This is a genomic window from Arcanobacterium canis (genome assembly GCF_029625435.1).
GTDB lineage: Bacteria > Actinomycetota > Actinomycetes > Actinomycetales > Actinomycetaceae > Arcanobacterium > Arcanobacterium canis.
The window spans coordinates 1,086,390-1,101,239 of the sequence record NZ_CP121208.1 but is presented as its reverse complement, the minus strand read 5'-3'; the positions used below and the strand labels follow the sequence as shown (position 1 = coordinate 1,101,239).

Sequence of the window (14,850 nt, the reverse complement as noted above, 5' to 3'; positions counted from 1 at the left end):
GTGATTTCTTTCAGCCTAAGCGGAGGTTGTAAGTCTACGCTTAGGGGGAGGGGCAGGCTTACGTGTCAGGTTGGGGTAGGCTATAGGTTCAGATCACTCTTTCGAGGCCGTATCACACCGAACCGTGATATAACTAACACATTATTTATTGAGATAAAATACTCCCTTTTTGTTGTATGGACCATGTTTGTTGTATTTGGGATTGTTAAGTTATTTGTCAGACATTCCTCCTTTTTGTTTGAATTGTCCGGTAGGTCACATCGACGATTGGATACTGATGACAAAGGTTCTCTCGTTCGTCCTAGCTTTTTTCCTAGGATTTACTGGTTTTGTTGCCCCTCTTGCCGCAAACGCGGATACTCCTGCGCCGCACTATTACAGTACGAAGGCAGAACCGATGTTTTATGGAGCTGCAAAAATTACGCTTCCACGCGGTTTTCCTTTCGATCCATCTGATACGCGTTTTCGCTCGTTCGTAAAGGATTTTGAAGACGGGGATCTAACACAAAAGGTGACATCTTCGTCAAATGTCAACACTAGTATTGCAGGGGAATATGCGCTCAACTATTCCGTTACAGATTCGCACGGCAATAGCGCACAGCGCACAGTTCCCGTCACTGTTGTTGGGGATCCACAGGCTCAGGTGGAGGTAGAATGGGATATCTATGCCCGTCCCAATACGTGGAATATTCGCTCTGTTGGTATTAATCGTGGGGATCGCTCGGATCGCCAACACATCGGGCTCTACTTAGCTGCTAACGACACCATTGAGGCACGTATCATCGGTCAGTCACCAGATCTGCGAGTGAATTTCTTAACGGCTAACAAAGGGCAAGAATCCACGATCACGCTCAAAAAAGGTGGTAACTGGACAACGTTGAAAAATGTCAAGAATGGACAGTCCTATCCGAGTGTTCCACAGGTTTATTCGCCAGAACTTGCCAAAGATGCCACCGATATTTCCCAGACGTATCGAATTGCATTGCGTTACCCTTCGTCTGCAAAAATGCTTAATTACTACCGAGCTGGTGATGAAGAGATAAAATTTCGTACTAAATGGAAGAAATCGGGCGCTCAGTACGCCGTCGTCGAAAATGACTATGTCAGTGTATTAACTGGAATTTCTGCTGAATCTAAACTCACCACTTTTAAACGCGGATTTAAAACTCTTAATCAGTTTCTACAGTATTACGCTAACGTCATTGAGATGATGGATAGTGGAATCGGACTTTCGCTCCACCCATCGAATGCATTAGACCAAAACGTGCGCACACGCTATACGATTCGCCCCGTTGGAGCCAATGGTTGGGCTGCTTACTACAGCGAAGACCACGTTGGTATTTCCAATGCAGATGCCGCCTCATTTTACGAGATGAATTGGGGAGGTTTGCACGAACTTGGCCACGGCTATCAAGGCAGGTTCGGACAGGGAAAAATGTTCTTAAACGAAACCTCGAACAATATTTTTGCCCATTACATTCAACAAACTCCGTCTGTTTACTTCCACGGCCCATACGGTTTTAATATGAACGATCAAGATGTCAAGGCTAATAAGTTGCGCATCGATAAGGGCAAGAACTTTTCCAACTATGGTAGCGGTGCCTACGATGGAGCATCTGAGCGGCTGTATGCTGTGGTTAACCTTCTCGATGGTTTTGAAGGACTCAAAACTTACGCAAAGATTTTCCAGTGGTATCGCAGCGAAGTAAATGCAGGGCGCGATTATGATAATCAGGATGTCTATGCTCGCGCAATCGCCGCGATTTACGGTGTTAACGTTATTCCGTACCTTGAAAAATGGGGGTTGAGGGTTTCAGATGCAACAAAATCTGCTCTCTACGACCGCGATCTTCCACTAGCAAATATGCTCGGTGAGATTCTGAACGGCGATAACTTGGCAAAAGCGAAATCCACCATGAGTTCAAAGCGCACCTGGCAAGTTGTTAAGAATAAAGATCTCCCTGATGTGGCCTCTTCTTTGACTGTGAGATTCGAGATCGATAAGTCCCAGCTTCTTGAAGGCAAGAGTGTTTCTCTCAAGTCTGGCGATAAGACTGTAGCGACGGCGAGGATTTCTGGCGCTAAAGCCACCTTCACAGGGATTCCTGTTGGAACCTATGTTTTGCAATTGCCAATTCTTTCCGATTATGAATCAGGATATAACTGGGTTGATGTTAAAGATACTGGGTCTGAAGTGAAGTATGTCTACCGTCCATTTTCTTCACAGATTCTTCCCAATCTGAAGCTACGACTAGCTGGTATCTACCACACTTTCGGTTATCAATTACAGTTTGCGCGGGATATGAAGAGTGCAAAGATTGCCTTCCGTGGATCAAGCATGGGCAATGCGGCACCGGCTGTGAAAATTTTTGACACAAAAGGTGTCCTTGTTGATACACAGGTAGTGACGAAAGCCAGCGATGGAAACTACTACTTTAATCACAGTCAAGGAACGAAGAACATTTCGCTGCAAAAAGGTTATCGTATTGAGGTTTCCCATCACGCTCCAGGAAATGTAACAGTTTTCGATGAGAATACGAATACTGTGGTTGCCGGCTTGAACCCCAAGACGAAAACGACGACCTATATCGTTGAGCCCTATGGTTTGCGCCTTACTAGTCAAAATGAAGATCAAGCACGGGAGATGTATTACCAAAAGCTCAAAGAACCGGCTGTGAAGACGATTCGCAATTATCAAAATTCAGTTCGCGATGAGATACTTGCCGATCCCTACAAAGATCTTGGCACAAAGAATCAAGTGCGCAAGGCATTTGCGATGCTTCGCGGACCGCACCAGGCTCAATTTGCTGATTTCATTGAGAAAATCTCCGCCAATCAGCAGAAATCTCAAGACGCTCCTGATCAAGGACCGGATCTGTCACCAGAGGTAGTGCATAACAGATCTGTGTTTTACTGGACACCAATATTTTAGGTTCCGATCACATCTATAGATTCCCTATCAGGTTTCGTTGCCTTATCGCATCAATGACGCTTCAACAGATGTGGAATTGAAGCGCTCCTTGTAAAAACTGTTGCATTCAGTTCTTTTTGCAAGGAGCGCTTCACATTTCGCTATCGTCCCTACCGCCTTTGGCCTGACCCAAGCTTGCGCGCATGTGGAGGGACATCGGGACGACGATGGTGGTACGTTCTCTCCTGCTGCGATTCGTGGCTTGTGCGATAAGGAACATTGCAGCTTTGTATCCAATCTCGAAGCTTCCGGTACTCAACGATGTGAGTTCGGGATCTGCCATATCGCAAATCGAGGAATCGTCAACCCCAATAACTGAAACATCGTACGGAATCTTCGCCCCAAGCCTGTGTGCTTGACGCATGAAACCAAAAGCCATCAGATCGTTGTATGCGACAACTGCCGAGGTGATTGATCGGTTCCAAATACGTGCGCCGTCTGCTCCACCGTGAAGATCAGGGGATAAGAACTTTGTTCGAGTCAGCGTAAGCCCATTAGCGTGACACTGATCCTGGAGCGCACGCCAGCGCATCGCATTTGCCCACGACATTTCTGGGCCTGCAAGATACAGAACATTCGTGTGTCCAAGTCTTTTCAACTCTGTGCACACCGCAGTCATTCCACCAGCGGTATCAGGCACAATACACGTGTGCCCATCGAGATAACGATTCATTAATACGAGCGGCTTGATCTTTTCCACCTGAAGAATTGCGGCGGGAGTTAATCGTGAAGAGGCCAGGGCAACACCATCGACGTCGGGAAGTACTTTGCGCAGTGTGTGGGCTTCAATAGCTCCTGATTCATCTGAATTAGCAATCACCACAGCGTAACCGTTTTCGTCAGCTGCTTTATGGAAACCCCGATACATTGTTGCAAACGTGGGATTAGCCATATCTGCAACCATGAGACACAGCACATGAGTGGCCTTATTTCCACTTGCATAGGAGGCGCCAGAGGAACGGAAACCAAGTTCACGAGCAGCTGAGAAAATCCGCTCCGCGCTATCAGTTGATACACGCGCAGGGTTTGAAAATGCGCGAGAAACTGTTGAAGGAGAAACTCCTGCTGCTTTGGCCACATCGTAAATCGTGGCATTCTTTTTTCTCATCACAAAAATTCCAGGTTCTCATCTAGCTCTGCATTGAACATTTACATAGTAACAATGAAAGCAGAACGGGGTTTGCGGTGCTGAAAATCGCAGCAAAGTTCCTGTGCGAAGCATATTATTGCCCGCACAGGAACTTTATGAACGGTGTATATTACCGCAGTCACTGTGAAACGGAATCTAACTTGAAAACCTTGCGGGGCTGGTCGGAAGTCAAAGCCTTGATCCAGTAGAACGCGCTGCTGCGTGAAATGCGCCCTTCAACCACATATCGTGCGAGGAATACCGAATCGAGGCGTCGTGACATATCGTGGCGTGCCGGTATTGATAAGAAAGCACGCGTATCGTCAATGAACCCCGAAGCGCGTGAGAAACCGGCAGTCTCCGTCGTCGCGGATCTAAAACGCAAAATTGCATCTGGCGCGTCAATAAACCACCACGGAGCACCGATAAAAACTGACGGGTAGAAGCCGGCAAGGGGAGCAAGTTCGCGAGAATACACCGTTTCGTCAATGGTGAAAAGCACCAGGTGAAGGCGCGGATCATTTCCATATTTTTCAAGAAGCGGACGGATATTCTTCGTGTACTCAGTCTGGAGGGGAATATCGTGGCCGGTATCTGGCCCAAAAGTCTCAAAAGCGGCAGTGTTGTGGTTACGATAAACCCCTGGGTGAATTGTCATCACGAGGCCGTCCTCAACGCTCATACCTGCAAAGCGCAACAACATTGCCCCTTCGAAAACATCCGATTCATGCGCAGTGAGGCCTTCATTGACCGCCTTACGGTACAAGGTACCAAGTTCATCGTCGTTGAGATCGAGGGTGAGTGGATGAGCAACACCAAAATCAGCAGAGACAGCGCCGTGCTCGATGAAACGAGCACGTGAAGCGCGAAAACCTTCAAGGTAGCCGTCAAAAGAATCAACATCGTAGCCAACTGACGCAGTCAGGGCTTGTGCGTGCGAGCGCCACTGCGGTTGACGAGTATTGACATAAGGATCCGGGCGCCATGTTGGAATCACGCGCCCCGTGAACGTCTCATCGGCTGCAAGAGCGGCATGGTATTCCAAAGAGTCGAGAGGATCGTCGGTAGTTGCCAACACATCGATGGGGAAAGAGTTAAAAAGGGCGCGCGGTCGGAACTCATCACTTGTGAGCTTCGCACCGATAATGTCGAAAAGCTTATCTGCGTTTTCGGCGCATGGCTCTTCCTCAATTCCGAATAAGGTGACAAACTCGTGTGTGAGCCAGTAACCCGATGCGGTGCCGTCAAGCAGACGCCAATTCTCACAAAAGATACGCCAGGCAGCACGCGGATCGACGGGATCTGATTTTCCAACGCCGATTGAGGCCAGATCTACCCCCGCTGAGTGAAGCATACGGAATACATAATGGTCATAGGTCAAGAACAAGTTCGTTGCATCTGAAAAAGGCTCATTGTCAAGCAACATTTTGGGATTGACATGGCCGTGAGGAGAAACAATAGGCAAATCTTTCACAGATTCGTACAGTTCACGGGCAAGTCCGCGAATTTTTTCATCAGCGGGAAAAAGTCGATCAGGATCGAGAAAAAGTGTGTTAGTCATATGAAACGTCCTTGTCACAAATAATGAGCTAGTAGGTGGGGAGAGCGAAAATTCGTTCTCAGCGCCTAGTAAATCGAGCAGATCCAGTAAGCTCAGTAAATCCAGTAAGTAAATGCGAATAAATATCGAAGAGCGGGTGTGGAGGTAAGGCGGAGGGTTTATACCTCCACACCCAAGAGCGATCTATGTGCGAGTTAGCGTTGAACGCGGGCGCTACCGCCCCCAACGAGGCGTTCAACTTCTGTCAGAGAGGCCATTGAGGTATCGCCAGGCGTGGTCATTGCCAGAGCACCATGTGCAGCCCCGTAGTTGACAGCCTTTTCGATATCACCGAACTCCATCAATCCGTAGATCAAACCTGACGCGAAAGAATCACCGCCTCCCACGCGGTCGAAAATCTCAAGGCCATCGCGCTGAATCGCCTGGACGAAACCTTGCTCACGGCTCCAGGCAACCGCACCCCAATCGTTGATTGTTGCAGTGCGAACTTGGCGCATTGTGGTGCCGATTGCTTCAAAGTTCGGGAAAGCAGCGCTCGCCTTTTCGATCATTTTTTTGAATGATTCAACTTCGAGATTGTCGAGATTTTCATTTGCACCTTCGATTTCAAAACCGAGTGAGGCAGTGAAATCTTCTTCGTTACCGATCATCACATCAACATATTGTGCAAGTTCACGGTTCACTTCTTGGCACTTTTCTTGGCCGCCAATGGACTTCCACAGCGATGGGCGGTAGTTCAGATCGTAGGAGACAATAGTTCCGTACTTTTTGGCAGCGGACATTGCTGCTTTTGCAACTTCAGCGGTAGATGGCGATAGTGCTGTGAAAATACCACCTGTATGGAACCAGCGCACACCTAGGGAACCGAAAAGATAATCCCAATCAATATCAGTGGGAAGCATCTGTGAAATAGCTGTGTTGCCGCGGTCGTTGTTTCCCACAGCTCCACGAACGCCAAATCCGCGTTCGGTAAAATTCAAGCCATTACGCACGCTTCGGCCAACGCCGTCAGAGTCAACCCACTTAATGAAAGTGGTATCAACACCGCCTTGAAGAATTAAATCTTCAATGAGCATTCCAACTTCATCACGCACAAGTGCTGTGACGATTGCAGCACGGCGTCCAAAGGCACGCCGTGAACCGCGTGCAACATTGTATTCCCCGCCACCTTCTGAGGCGGAAAAACGACGTGCGGTGCGGATACGTCCTTCACCTGGATCAAGACGAAGCATCACTTCACCGAGTGAGACGATATCGTAGCGGCACTCACTTTCAGGGCGCAGAACGAGTGTCATCGTGTCGCCTCCTGAGCAATAGACATCGCTTGTTGGGAAAGTTCTGTGATGGCAGCAAAATCGCCTGCTTCCACAAGAGACGGAGAGACCATCCATGAACCGCCAACGGCGGCAATAAAGGGCTGAGCGAGCCATTCTGCAGCATTTTTATGGGAAATTCCACCTGTTGGGAGGAACTTTAGTTGTGGGAAAGGCGCTGCGAAGGCCTTCACGAGTGGAAGACCGCCCAGTGCAACAGCAGGGAAGAATTTCACGACGTCGATGCCCCATTCAAGAGCGGCCATGATATCTGTTGGGTTGGCAACTCCAGGAAGCAGCGAAATATTTCGATCAGAAGCAACTTGGGCGACATCAGTGGAGAAACCTGGGCTGACAAGGAACTGCGCGCCGGCATCAATTGCAGCGTTTGCTTGCTCAGCGTTAATCACGGTTCCAGCTCCAACAGTGATGTCGGGAACATTTTGTGCGATTTGCGCAATGCACTGTGCTGCTACTGGTGTGCGGAAGGTGACTTCTGCGCTTGTGATTCCACCGGCGAGCAGAGCATTTGCCGTTGGCACGGCGTCTTCAACACGGTTCAGGACAACGACGGGGACAATCGGGTTCTTCTCTAGAAAAGGACGTGGCGATGGGATAGACATAGTGTATTTTCCTTCCTCACTATCAGTTCTTCATCTTGGAGATGGATTCGTAAAGTCCTGAGAGATAGACAGCTCCCAGGGCGCGATCATAAAGCGGATAGCCTGGGCGTCCGGTTTCCCCCCAAATCATTCGTCCGTGATCGGGGCGAACGTACACATCGGGGTTCGTATCGTAGATGGCTTCCATAATGGCGTGCATATCGAGATTGCCGGTGGAGGAAGGATGCGGAGCCTCGTGGAACTTCTTTTCACCGAGATATTTCACGTTGCGCACATGGGCAGCGTTGAGTAGTCCTCGCTGGCCAAACTCACGGAAAATGGCAGGAACATCGTTTTCAGGGTGAGATCCAAGAGAACCAGAGCAAATGCAAAAACCGTTGTATTGCGAATCGTAGAGCTTCGCAATCTTATCCATATCTTCGCGGTTACGATAGATACGCGGAAGACCAAACAGATCCCAGGCCGGATCATCAGGGTGGCACGCCATCTTGATTCCGACTTTTTCAGCGGTAGGGATGATCCCTTCAAGGAAGTAACGGAAATTATTGCGCATATCCTCATGGTCGATATTTTCGTACAGAGCCATGACTTCATCGAGACGTTCAAGGCGATCAGGCTCCCATCCTGGAAGCGTCAAACCTCCTGATTCTTTGGCAGTGAGCTCAACGATATCGCGCGGTGTCATTCCTTCAACATCGGCATGATCGTAGTACAGGCAGTTTGAGCCGTCCTCAGTTTCATGAGCGAGTTCTGTACGTAGCCAATCAAATACGGGCATAAAGTTGTACACCACAACCTTGACACCGTTATTCGCGAGGTTTTCCAAAGTGGTGTTGTAGTTGGCGATATACTCATCGCGCGTATCAAGACCCATTTTGATGTCCTCATGGACGTTGACAGATTCGATTACTTCGCACTCTAAACCAGCAGCATGTACAGGGGCGATCATTTCTTTAATCTCGTGATCTTCCCAGACTTCACCTGCGGCTTTTCCTGAAAGTGTCCCCATAATGCCCGTTACTTCTGGAATCTGCTTAATGTACTGTAACGGAATCGGATCGTAGCCTTCGCCGTACCAGCGGAACGTCATCTTCATTGGTGTCTCCTTACAATAATTTTAATAAAAATGCGGACTTTTCAGTTGGCGTATTCGCGTTCAAGGACGCGGCGTACAGCACCTGGAGCACTGATGAGCTCAGCGAAGTAAACCTCGACTTTCTTCGCTAAAGGCGTGGTGTACAGATCGACTGCGAAAATCTGTGCATTGGACAAAATAGGTGCGAGAATCTCATGTGCCTCGTCCGCGCTGAGAGCAGCGCCAAGCTGTACGCCCCCGAGTAACTCTTGGAGTTCGTCAAGCAAGGGATCCGAAGCCGGGGTAAACGGTTTTCCGTCGTCGGCAATGCCTGTGAGATATCGCAGCCATAGTGCGAAAACAAGCGGAATCGTGTGAAGCGAATCAAGATCGAGATCTCGTTCAATATATTTCTTTATCGTTTCACCAAAACGAATCGGGATTTTTTGCGAGGTATCCATGGCGATACGCGCTGGATCGTCGGGAAGATACGTATTGGGGAATCGGACGTTAAGAACCTCGCGCAAGAAATCTTCAGGCGCAACAACGCCTGGATCAACGACGACGGGCAACCCTTCTTTCCATCCCAACTCGTTGACCATCGCGCACAGAGCAGGATCGCGCATTTCTGAATCGATTGTTGGCATACGCAGCAGGCACCCGCTGATTGCGAGCGCCGTATGCAACGGGTTCAAGCACGTGGTGACTTTCATATTCTCGAAATCGTCACACACTTGACGATCAACGATCCGCACGCCGTAGTTTTCGAACGGAGGGCGTTCACCAGCAAATTTATCCTCGATAATGAGGTATTCGGTCGGCTCAGCATTGACGAAGCCGGCAACTGGTGTGCGCCCAACGAGTTCGATTCCCATGTCAGTAAATCCGAGTTCAGCAAGTTGACGCGAAACTTCTTCATGAGGGCGCGGGGTGATTTTATCGATGACAGAAATGGGGAAGGAAACGTTCTTTTCATCACTGAGCCACGAGATGAAATCGTTATCGACGCGGCCATTTTCTTTCCAGCCGCGAGCAACAATGAGGAGAGATTCGCGTAATTTATCGCCGTTGTGGGAGAAGTTGTCTGTAGAAAGCATTGTGATAGGTGCTCCGCCAGCTTCAAATCGGTGCAGAAGGAGTCCGGCTATCAGCACCATCGTGTGAACGTGATACCCGCGAGGATCCGTGTTGAGTTCTTCGACGAGCATTGGCTGGAGTTCGCCAGTGGAGGTATGGACTGCGTAACCTTTTTCTGTGATTGTGAAAGACACCAGGGAGAGGGAATCACTGCGGAAGATCTCAACGAGACGGGCGAAGTCTTCTTCGCGCTGCGTGGCGAGAGCTTCGCTTAGGCCTGCAATCACACGAAGATCGCGCTTTCCATCTGGGTTGAGTGTCACGCCTAACGACATCAAATCATGTGCCACAAGCTGGAGGTCTAACTCTTTGGGGGAGAGTGTCTGTACCCCAGTGACTGGCCACATGTGTCCGTCAGTAATGAGATCATGAGCGATACGGGCAACGAAGATTCGGAAAATATTTCCAGGGCCGATTTGTACCCATCGTGGTGTTTCTTTTCCGATCTTTTGCATATGAGCTACGTCGAAAGAAGGCAGGCGAATATCGCCTTCAATGTCAGTTAAGCCTTTGAGGTTGAGTTCCATTTCATGCGCCTTTGCTTGAGATTTAAAGGGGATAATGTGACTGTAGTACGCCAACACTGTGGCAAGGAGGGATGTTGCCTTAACTTGCCACAGTGTTGCGTGGTTTCTCGCCCATTGCTAACTGGCTCTGTCGTTGTCGATTGTTGCCCATGGGGCAGCAGAAGGAAGCAATGAGGAATATTGTTCAATAAGTGAATGTTGATACTCTCCTGCATATTCTTCAGCGAAGAATCGGGGAAGTGCTTCGCGTGTGAAACGCTCCCATGAGCGGGCTTCGTCACCAGGGAGGATGGGATACCACAAAACGCCTTGTTCGGCTGCGGCTTTGCCGTCGCCTGGCGCATCGCCGATCAACAAAATATGATCGTCGCGGTAACGCCCTTTAGCGAAAAGCTCAATATGTTGTGATTTTGTACCCCACTCTTGACCAGCGATGACGTGAACGTATTTCGCTAGGTCATGCTCGTCCCATTCACGGTGGAGCATGTCCAGTGAGGCTGCAGAAACAACCATCGTATCGGCGTTTTCGCCCATGGCTTCCAGCGCATTTCGCACGCCAGGGAAGGGTTGAGTATTGTGAACCATCCAGGCGACGAGCTCATTGACGATCTTTCCCCATGTGATGCACTGTTCGATCTCGGCAGAAGGATGTTGTTCCAACCAGGTGGTGATACCGCTTTCGGATAGTGGCATCCCGCTGTTTAAGAACTGCTTGAGATCCTCGCCTACGGGAAGCTGGATTCCAGATTCGATCACTTCAGGGCGTTTTTTGAGTAGCTCGAAGAACCGATCAATACTTGCCCAGCGGTTAATCCCACGGGTTTGTGAAAAAAGATTCACAAAGAGCGCGGTTTCGCGCGCAATCGTGGAAATAGGTTGCAGATCGAAGGCTTTGATATACGCTGGAGCGAAGCATTCGTAATGTTTGATCGTCATTTGATCAATTGCGCAGCCATCTGAGTCGATTCCGATGAAGAAATCGTGGTGTGGCGTGAATTGCGTCAGCGGATGTGAAACTGGAGTGGGGGTATGAGGCATTGCTTTTCTCCTGGAGTTCCTTTTCAGATTCGGGTATCGATCTTGCCGCAGAACGCATCCACGGGGCTCACACCGGTGAACTCGCTCTTACCTTCGAGTTTGTCAACAAGCGCTTCTAAGGTGAACTGTTTGTCATCATAAGTATTGATGTAGGTTTTCACTTGCGGAACATCAACAAGAGCGTAGGGAGTGGCTGTCGAAACGTAAATTGTTGGAATTTCAAAAACGTACCATGGAATGTCCACTGTGCCTTTTGTTGCTGGCCACATTACACGCTCGGTAGGTTGCATCATTCCGTCAATCTTCGAGATCAACAGGACAAGATCGTAGGCATCAGTTAAGTGAGCGATTGGAGCTTTGCCGGCATAAGCATTTTTGACAGATTGTGCTTGTTCTTCCGGTGTCATGGTCGCGAGTTTGTCGAGAAGGGACTCATGGCGGGTCACGTCGTAGCCGCGTTCACGCAGAAGCTGTGCGACGCGGTCGGCGGGGTGTTCGTTTTCGCCGCCCCCACCAAAAGCACGAGAAATTGGGTTTTGAGGTCCTGATACTGATACGACAAGCACACGCTTTGAGGTAGTAGGGGAGAGAGGAAGGACATTTTGTTTGTTTTTGACAAGAGTGATTGCCGCATCAGCAACCTCCTTCGCCACACCGGTGTTTGAGGCCAGACCAATGCGTGCCATAGCGCTATCTTTCGGTGGGAGAATTTCTTCCTGAGGAATGAGATGAAGTTTGAGACGAGCTTTCAAACCCAAGATGCGTGTGAGCGCTTCAGTGAGTCGTTCATCGGTGATGATGCCATTGCGGTAGCCTTCCATCATCCACGCGAAATCTTCGTCGGGATCATTGAAGAAAAGGAACAAATCACAGCCGGCTGCGATAGCACGTGGAAGGAGATCCTTGCGTGCCATTGCCCCTGTCAGTCCAACCATATGTGATGCATCGGTGACGACAACGCCGTTGAATCCCATTTTGCCGCGCAAAAGATCAGTGAGGATTTCTGGTGAAAGTGTTGCAGGCAGGAGATCGTCGTCGCTCATTGATGGGTTGAAATGTTTTTGATAGGCGGGTTGCATGATGTGTCCGGCCATAATCGATGGCAGTCCTGCATCGATTAACCCCTGGTAGACCTTGCCGAAAGTCGCATCCCATTCATCAGTGGAGTAATGGTTGACTGAAGCGCTCAAATGTTGATCGCGTTCGTCAAGTCCATCGCCAGGGAAGTGCTTTGCGGCAGGGAGTATTCCAGATTCCATAATGCCTTTCATATAGGCGAGGGAAAGTTCAAGAACCTGATCGGGATCTGACGAGAAAGAACGGTTAGAGATAATAGGATTTCGCCAGTTGCGCATAATATCCACGATTGGGGCGAAGGACCAGTTGCAGCCGATAGCGGAGGCTTCTACACCGCTGATGCGCCCGAGTTCATATGCCCAGCGCGCATCGTGTGTGGCACCGATCTTGACTTCGTAGCCAACGTAGGTGCCGTCGGTACATGCGCCGTTGCCGCCTGCCTCAGTATTCGCTGCAATGAGGAGCGGAATACGCGATTTCGTTTGCAGGATATAGTTTTGATCCCACACTTCGCTTGCAGAAGCAGGATTGTATCGCACAGCACCGATGTGATAGTTATCCAAAATACTGGTGAGGTATTCTTCTGTGCGTTCAGCTCCCATGTTGACGAAGAGCTGACCGATCTTTTCTTCAAGGCTCATTGATTCGATTGTTGAATGTACCCACTCAATCGCTTGAGCATCGAGATTGTAGGGTTGCGCGGTTAAATCTACCATGGGTGATCCTTCAAAAAGTGATGGTGATGAATAATGGGGCTGGCGTGGAATCGTGTTTTGCGCCGGTATGAGAACCGGCGCAAAACACGCAAAGATTACTTGGTGAGTGCTTCACGGCGCTCTTGAAGAATTGCTGTGTTCTTCTCAACAGCTTTCTTTGAGAGCGGATAGAGGAAGTAGAGGGATACGGCCACGAGAACGATGCCGATTCCAGGAACGAGATTTGAGAGCATGAAGATGTTGTCAACAACATTGGGGGTTTGAACATCTCCAGCTTTTGCAGCCACTTCGTCGAAACCGATCCAGCTTAATGCAATACCTGTGAGGAAACCGGCAAATGCTTGCCCCACTTTACGTGCCCACGAATAGATAGCGTACACTGTGCCATCATCGCGCTGGCCGGTGCGAACTTCTTGGAAGTCGATAACATCGGTGATAAAGGCCCACACAAGGAAGTTGAAAATTGCGATCATGAATTGCGCGACGGCAAAGAGAACAACCCAGACGTAGAAATTCTTTGTCTGCAGGCTATAAGCCAAGATGAGAACCCCGCCGCCGATGATTGAAGAAACGATAGCCACTTCTTTCTTACCGAAGCGTTTTGCAAGATAAGGCGCAATGACAATCAGTGCAAAGGTGGGTAAGAGGCCTGCGAAATTAGCAGCAGATTGGAGCTTGCCGTTTCCGAACCAATTGAGAACGAGGTAGCCGACCATACCGGTGAGGAAGAGGTTAGCCAAAACTAAAATGAGTGCAGCGACAATCAACCCAAGAAGTGCTCGGTTGGTGATAATAGTGCCCAGCATCTTGCCGATACCGGGGCGGTTTGCATTCGGTGCAGAAATAACGCGCTCTTCAACGAGGCAATAGCATATTGCGTAGCACACAACTGCCAGAACAGAACATGCAATCGAGGCATACATCATCATATTTCCGTCAAGCACCGAAACGCCTTTATCGTTTTTGGTGTAAACGATCAACGGCAGAACAGAGGTGATGATGAGCATGGCGAGGTTTGCGCCAGTGGAGCGGTAGACGGATAGCTGTGCTCGATCGTCAGAGTCAGCTGAGATCACTGATGCCATGGAACCGTATGGAATATTAATTGCGGTGTAGCAGATTGACCCCCACAGGAAATAGGTAGCGCTCATCCACACGACTTTCATGGTGTAGGAGTTGAAATCTGCAATGAATGACAGGTACATCAACGCTGAGGCAACCGCAACCGGCACTGCAACGTACTTGATCCAACGCTTGAACTTGTACCCTGGGGTGGCAACAGGCAAGCGGTCAATCAAGATTCCCATACCGACGTCGGTGAAGGCGTCAACAAGGCGGGCAACGAAGAAAAGAGTTCCCACATGAGCAGCTTTGACACCGACAACGTTGGTAAAGAAGATCATGAAGAACGTTGCTTGAAGAATGAAAGTGAAGTCGTTGCCAAAATCTCCAAACATATAGCCGATTTTGTCGCGAAGTCCGAATGGCCGTTTGTACCGCTGGGGAATGGAAGCGCTCATAGCTTTTCCTTTCAATTGAAGATTGCGCCGATGCAATCGTTGAAGCGTCTTTGCTGGTTGCGGGTGTGCCGCTATGACGGTGAAGTTCTTATCGCGTCATGTGAATATCGTGACATTGTGGCATGAGCGACATCGAACGTGTTGCCAAAAGTTGGCTTATCGA

General features: G+C 49.3%; 10 protein-coding genes. 1 reads left to right on the top strand and 9 read right to left on the bottom strand.

What is annotated here, in order from left to right; translation table 11 throughout:
- Positions 1-277 precede the first annotated feature (277 nt).
- Positions 278-2,932 (top strand): immunoglobulin-like domain-containing protein, encoded by a 2,655-nt coding sequence (locus tag P7079_RS04975; protein ID WP_278012190.1) that lies wholly within the window; start codon positions 278-280, stop codon positions 2,930-2,932.
- Positions 2,933-3,062: 130 nt separating this feature from the next.
- Here P7079_RS04975 and P7079_RS04970 read toward each other — a convergent pair whose 3' ends face one another.
- From P7079_RS04970 to P7079_RS04930, 9 genes are all read right to left on the bottom strand, one after another.
- The gene (locus P7079_RS04970) at positions 3,063-4,079 is read right to left on the bottom strand and encodes a LacI family DNA-binding transcriptional regulator (RefSeq protein ID WP_278012189.1); all 1,017 of its coding nucleotides are present in this window, start codon (positions 4,077-4,079) and stop codon (positions 3,063-3,065) included.
- 160 nt (positions 4,080-4,239) lie between these two features.
- Entirely contained in the window at positions 4,240-5,661 is a 1,422-nt protein-coding gene (uxaC, locus tag P7079_RS04965; RefSeq protein ID WP_278012188.1) for a glucuronate isomerase, read from the bottom strand.
- A 194-nt stretch (positions 5,662-5,855) separates the two neighbouring features.
- Positions 5,856-6,956, bottom strand: a complete 1,101-nt coding sequence (locus P7079_RS04960) for a sugar kinase (protein ID WP_278012187.1) — start codon at positions 6,954-6,956, stop codon at positions 5,856-5,858.
- A complete protein-coding gene (eda, locus tag P7079_RS04955) occupies positions 6,953-7,597 on the bottom strand; it encodes a bifunctional 4-hydroxy-2-oxoglutarate aldolase/2-dehydro-3-deoxy-phosphogluconate aldolase (protein WP_278012186.1) in 645 nt (214 codons plus the stop codon). The genes P7079_RS04960 and eda overlap by 4 nt, the downstream gene beginning before the upstream one ends.
- A gap of 22 nt (positions 7,598-7,619) precedes the next feature.
- Positions 7,620-8,693, bottom strand: a complete 1,074-nt coding sequence (locus P7079_RS04950; RefSeq protein ID WP_278012185.1) for a mannonate dehydratase — start codon at positions 8,691-8,693, stop codon at positions 7,620-7,622.
- Between the two features lie 41 nt (positions 8,694-8,734).
- On the bottom strand, positions 8,735-10,336 hold the full coding sequence (locus tag P7079_RS04945; RefSeq protein WP_278012184.1) for a mannitol dehydrogenase family protein: 1,602 nt from the start codon (positions 10,334-10,336) through the stop codon (positions 8,735-8,737).
- Between the two features lie 117 nt (positions 10,337-10,453).
- The gene (locus P7079_RS04940) at positions 10,454-11,374 is read right to left on the bottom strand and encodes an HAD family hydrolase (protein ID WP_278012183.1); all 921 of its coding nucleotides are present in this window, start codon (positions 11,372-11,374) and stop codon (positions 10,454-10,456) included.
- Positions 11,375-11,397: 23 nt separating this feature from the next.
- The gene (locus P7079_RS04935; RefSeq protein WP_278012182.1) at positions 11,398-13,167 is read right to left on the bottom strand and encodes a glycoside hydrolase family 3 protein; all 1,770 of its coding nucleotides are present in this window, start codon (positions 13,165-13,167) and stop codon (positions 11,398-11,400) included.
- Positions 13,168-13,262: 95 nt separating this feature from the next.
- Positions 13,263-14,687 (bottom strand): MFS transporter, encoded by a 1,425-nt coding sequence (locus tag P7079_RS04930; RefSeq protein ID WP_278012181.1) that lies wholly within the window; start codon positions 14,685-14,687, stop codon positions 13,263-13,265.
- Between the last annotated feature and the right edge of the window lie 163 nt (positions 14,688-14,850).

Coding starts and splice junctions, on each gene's coding strand:
- P7079_RS04930 (WP_278012181.1), bottom strand. CDS start 14,687: ATGAGCGCTTCCATTCCCCAGCGGTACAAACGGCCATTCGGACTTCGC.
- P7079_RS04935 (WP_278012182.1), bottom strand. CDS start 13,167: ATGGTAGATTTAACCGCGCAACCCTACAATCTCGATGCTCAAGCGATT.
- eda (WP_278012186.1), bottom strand. CDS start 7,597: ATGTCTATCCCATCGCCACGTCCTTTTCTAGAGAAGAACCCGATTGTC.
- P7079_RS04950 (WP_278012185.1), bottom strand. CDS start 8,693: ATGAAGATGACGTTCCGCTGGTACGGCGAAGGCTACGATCCGATTCCG.
- P7079_RS04975 (WP_278012190.1), top strand. CDS start 278: ATGACAAAGGTTCTCTCGTTCGTCCTAGCTTTTTTCCTAGGATTTACT.
- P7079_RS04960 (WP_278012187.1), bottom strand. CDS start 6,956: ATGACACTCGTTCTGCGCCCTGAAAGTGAGTGCCGCTACGATATCGTC.
- P7079_RS04940 (WP_278012183.1), bottom strand. CDS start 11,374: ATGCCTCATACCCCCACTCCAGTTTCACATCCGCTGACGCAATTCACG.
- P7079_RS04970 (WP_278012189.1), bottom strand. CDS start 4,079: ATGAGAAAAAAGAATGCCACGATTTACGATGTGGCCAAAGCAGCAGGA.
- uxaC (WP_278012188.1), bottom strand. CDS start 5,661: ATGACTAACACACTTTTTCTCGATCCTGATCGACTTTTTCCCGCTGAT.
- P7079_RS04945 (WP_278012184.1), bottom strand. CDS start 10,336: ATGGAACTCAACCTCAAAGGCTTAACTGACATTGAAGGCGATATTCGC.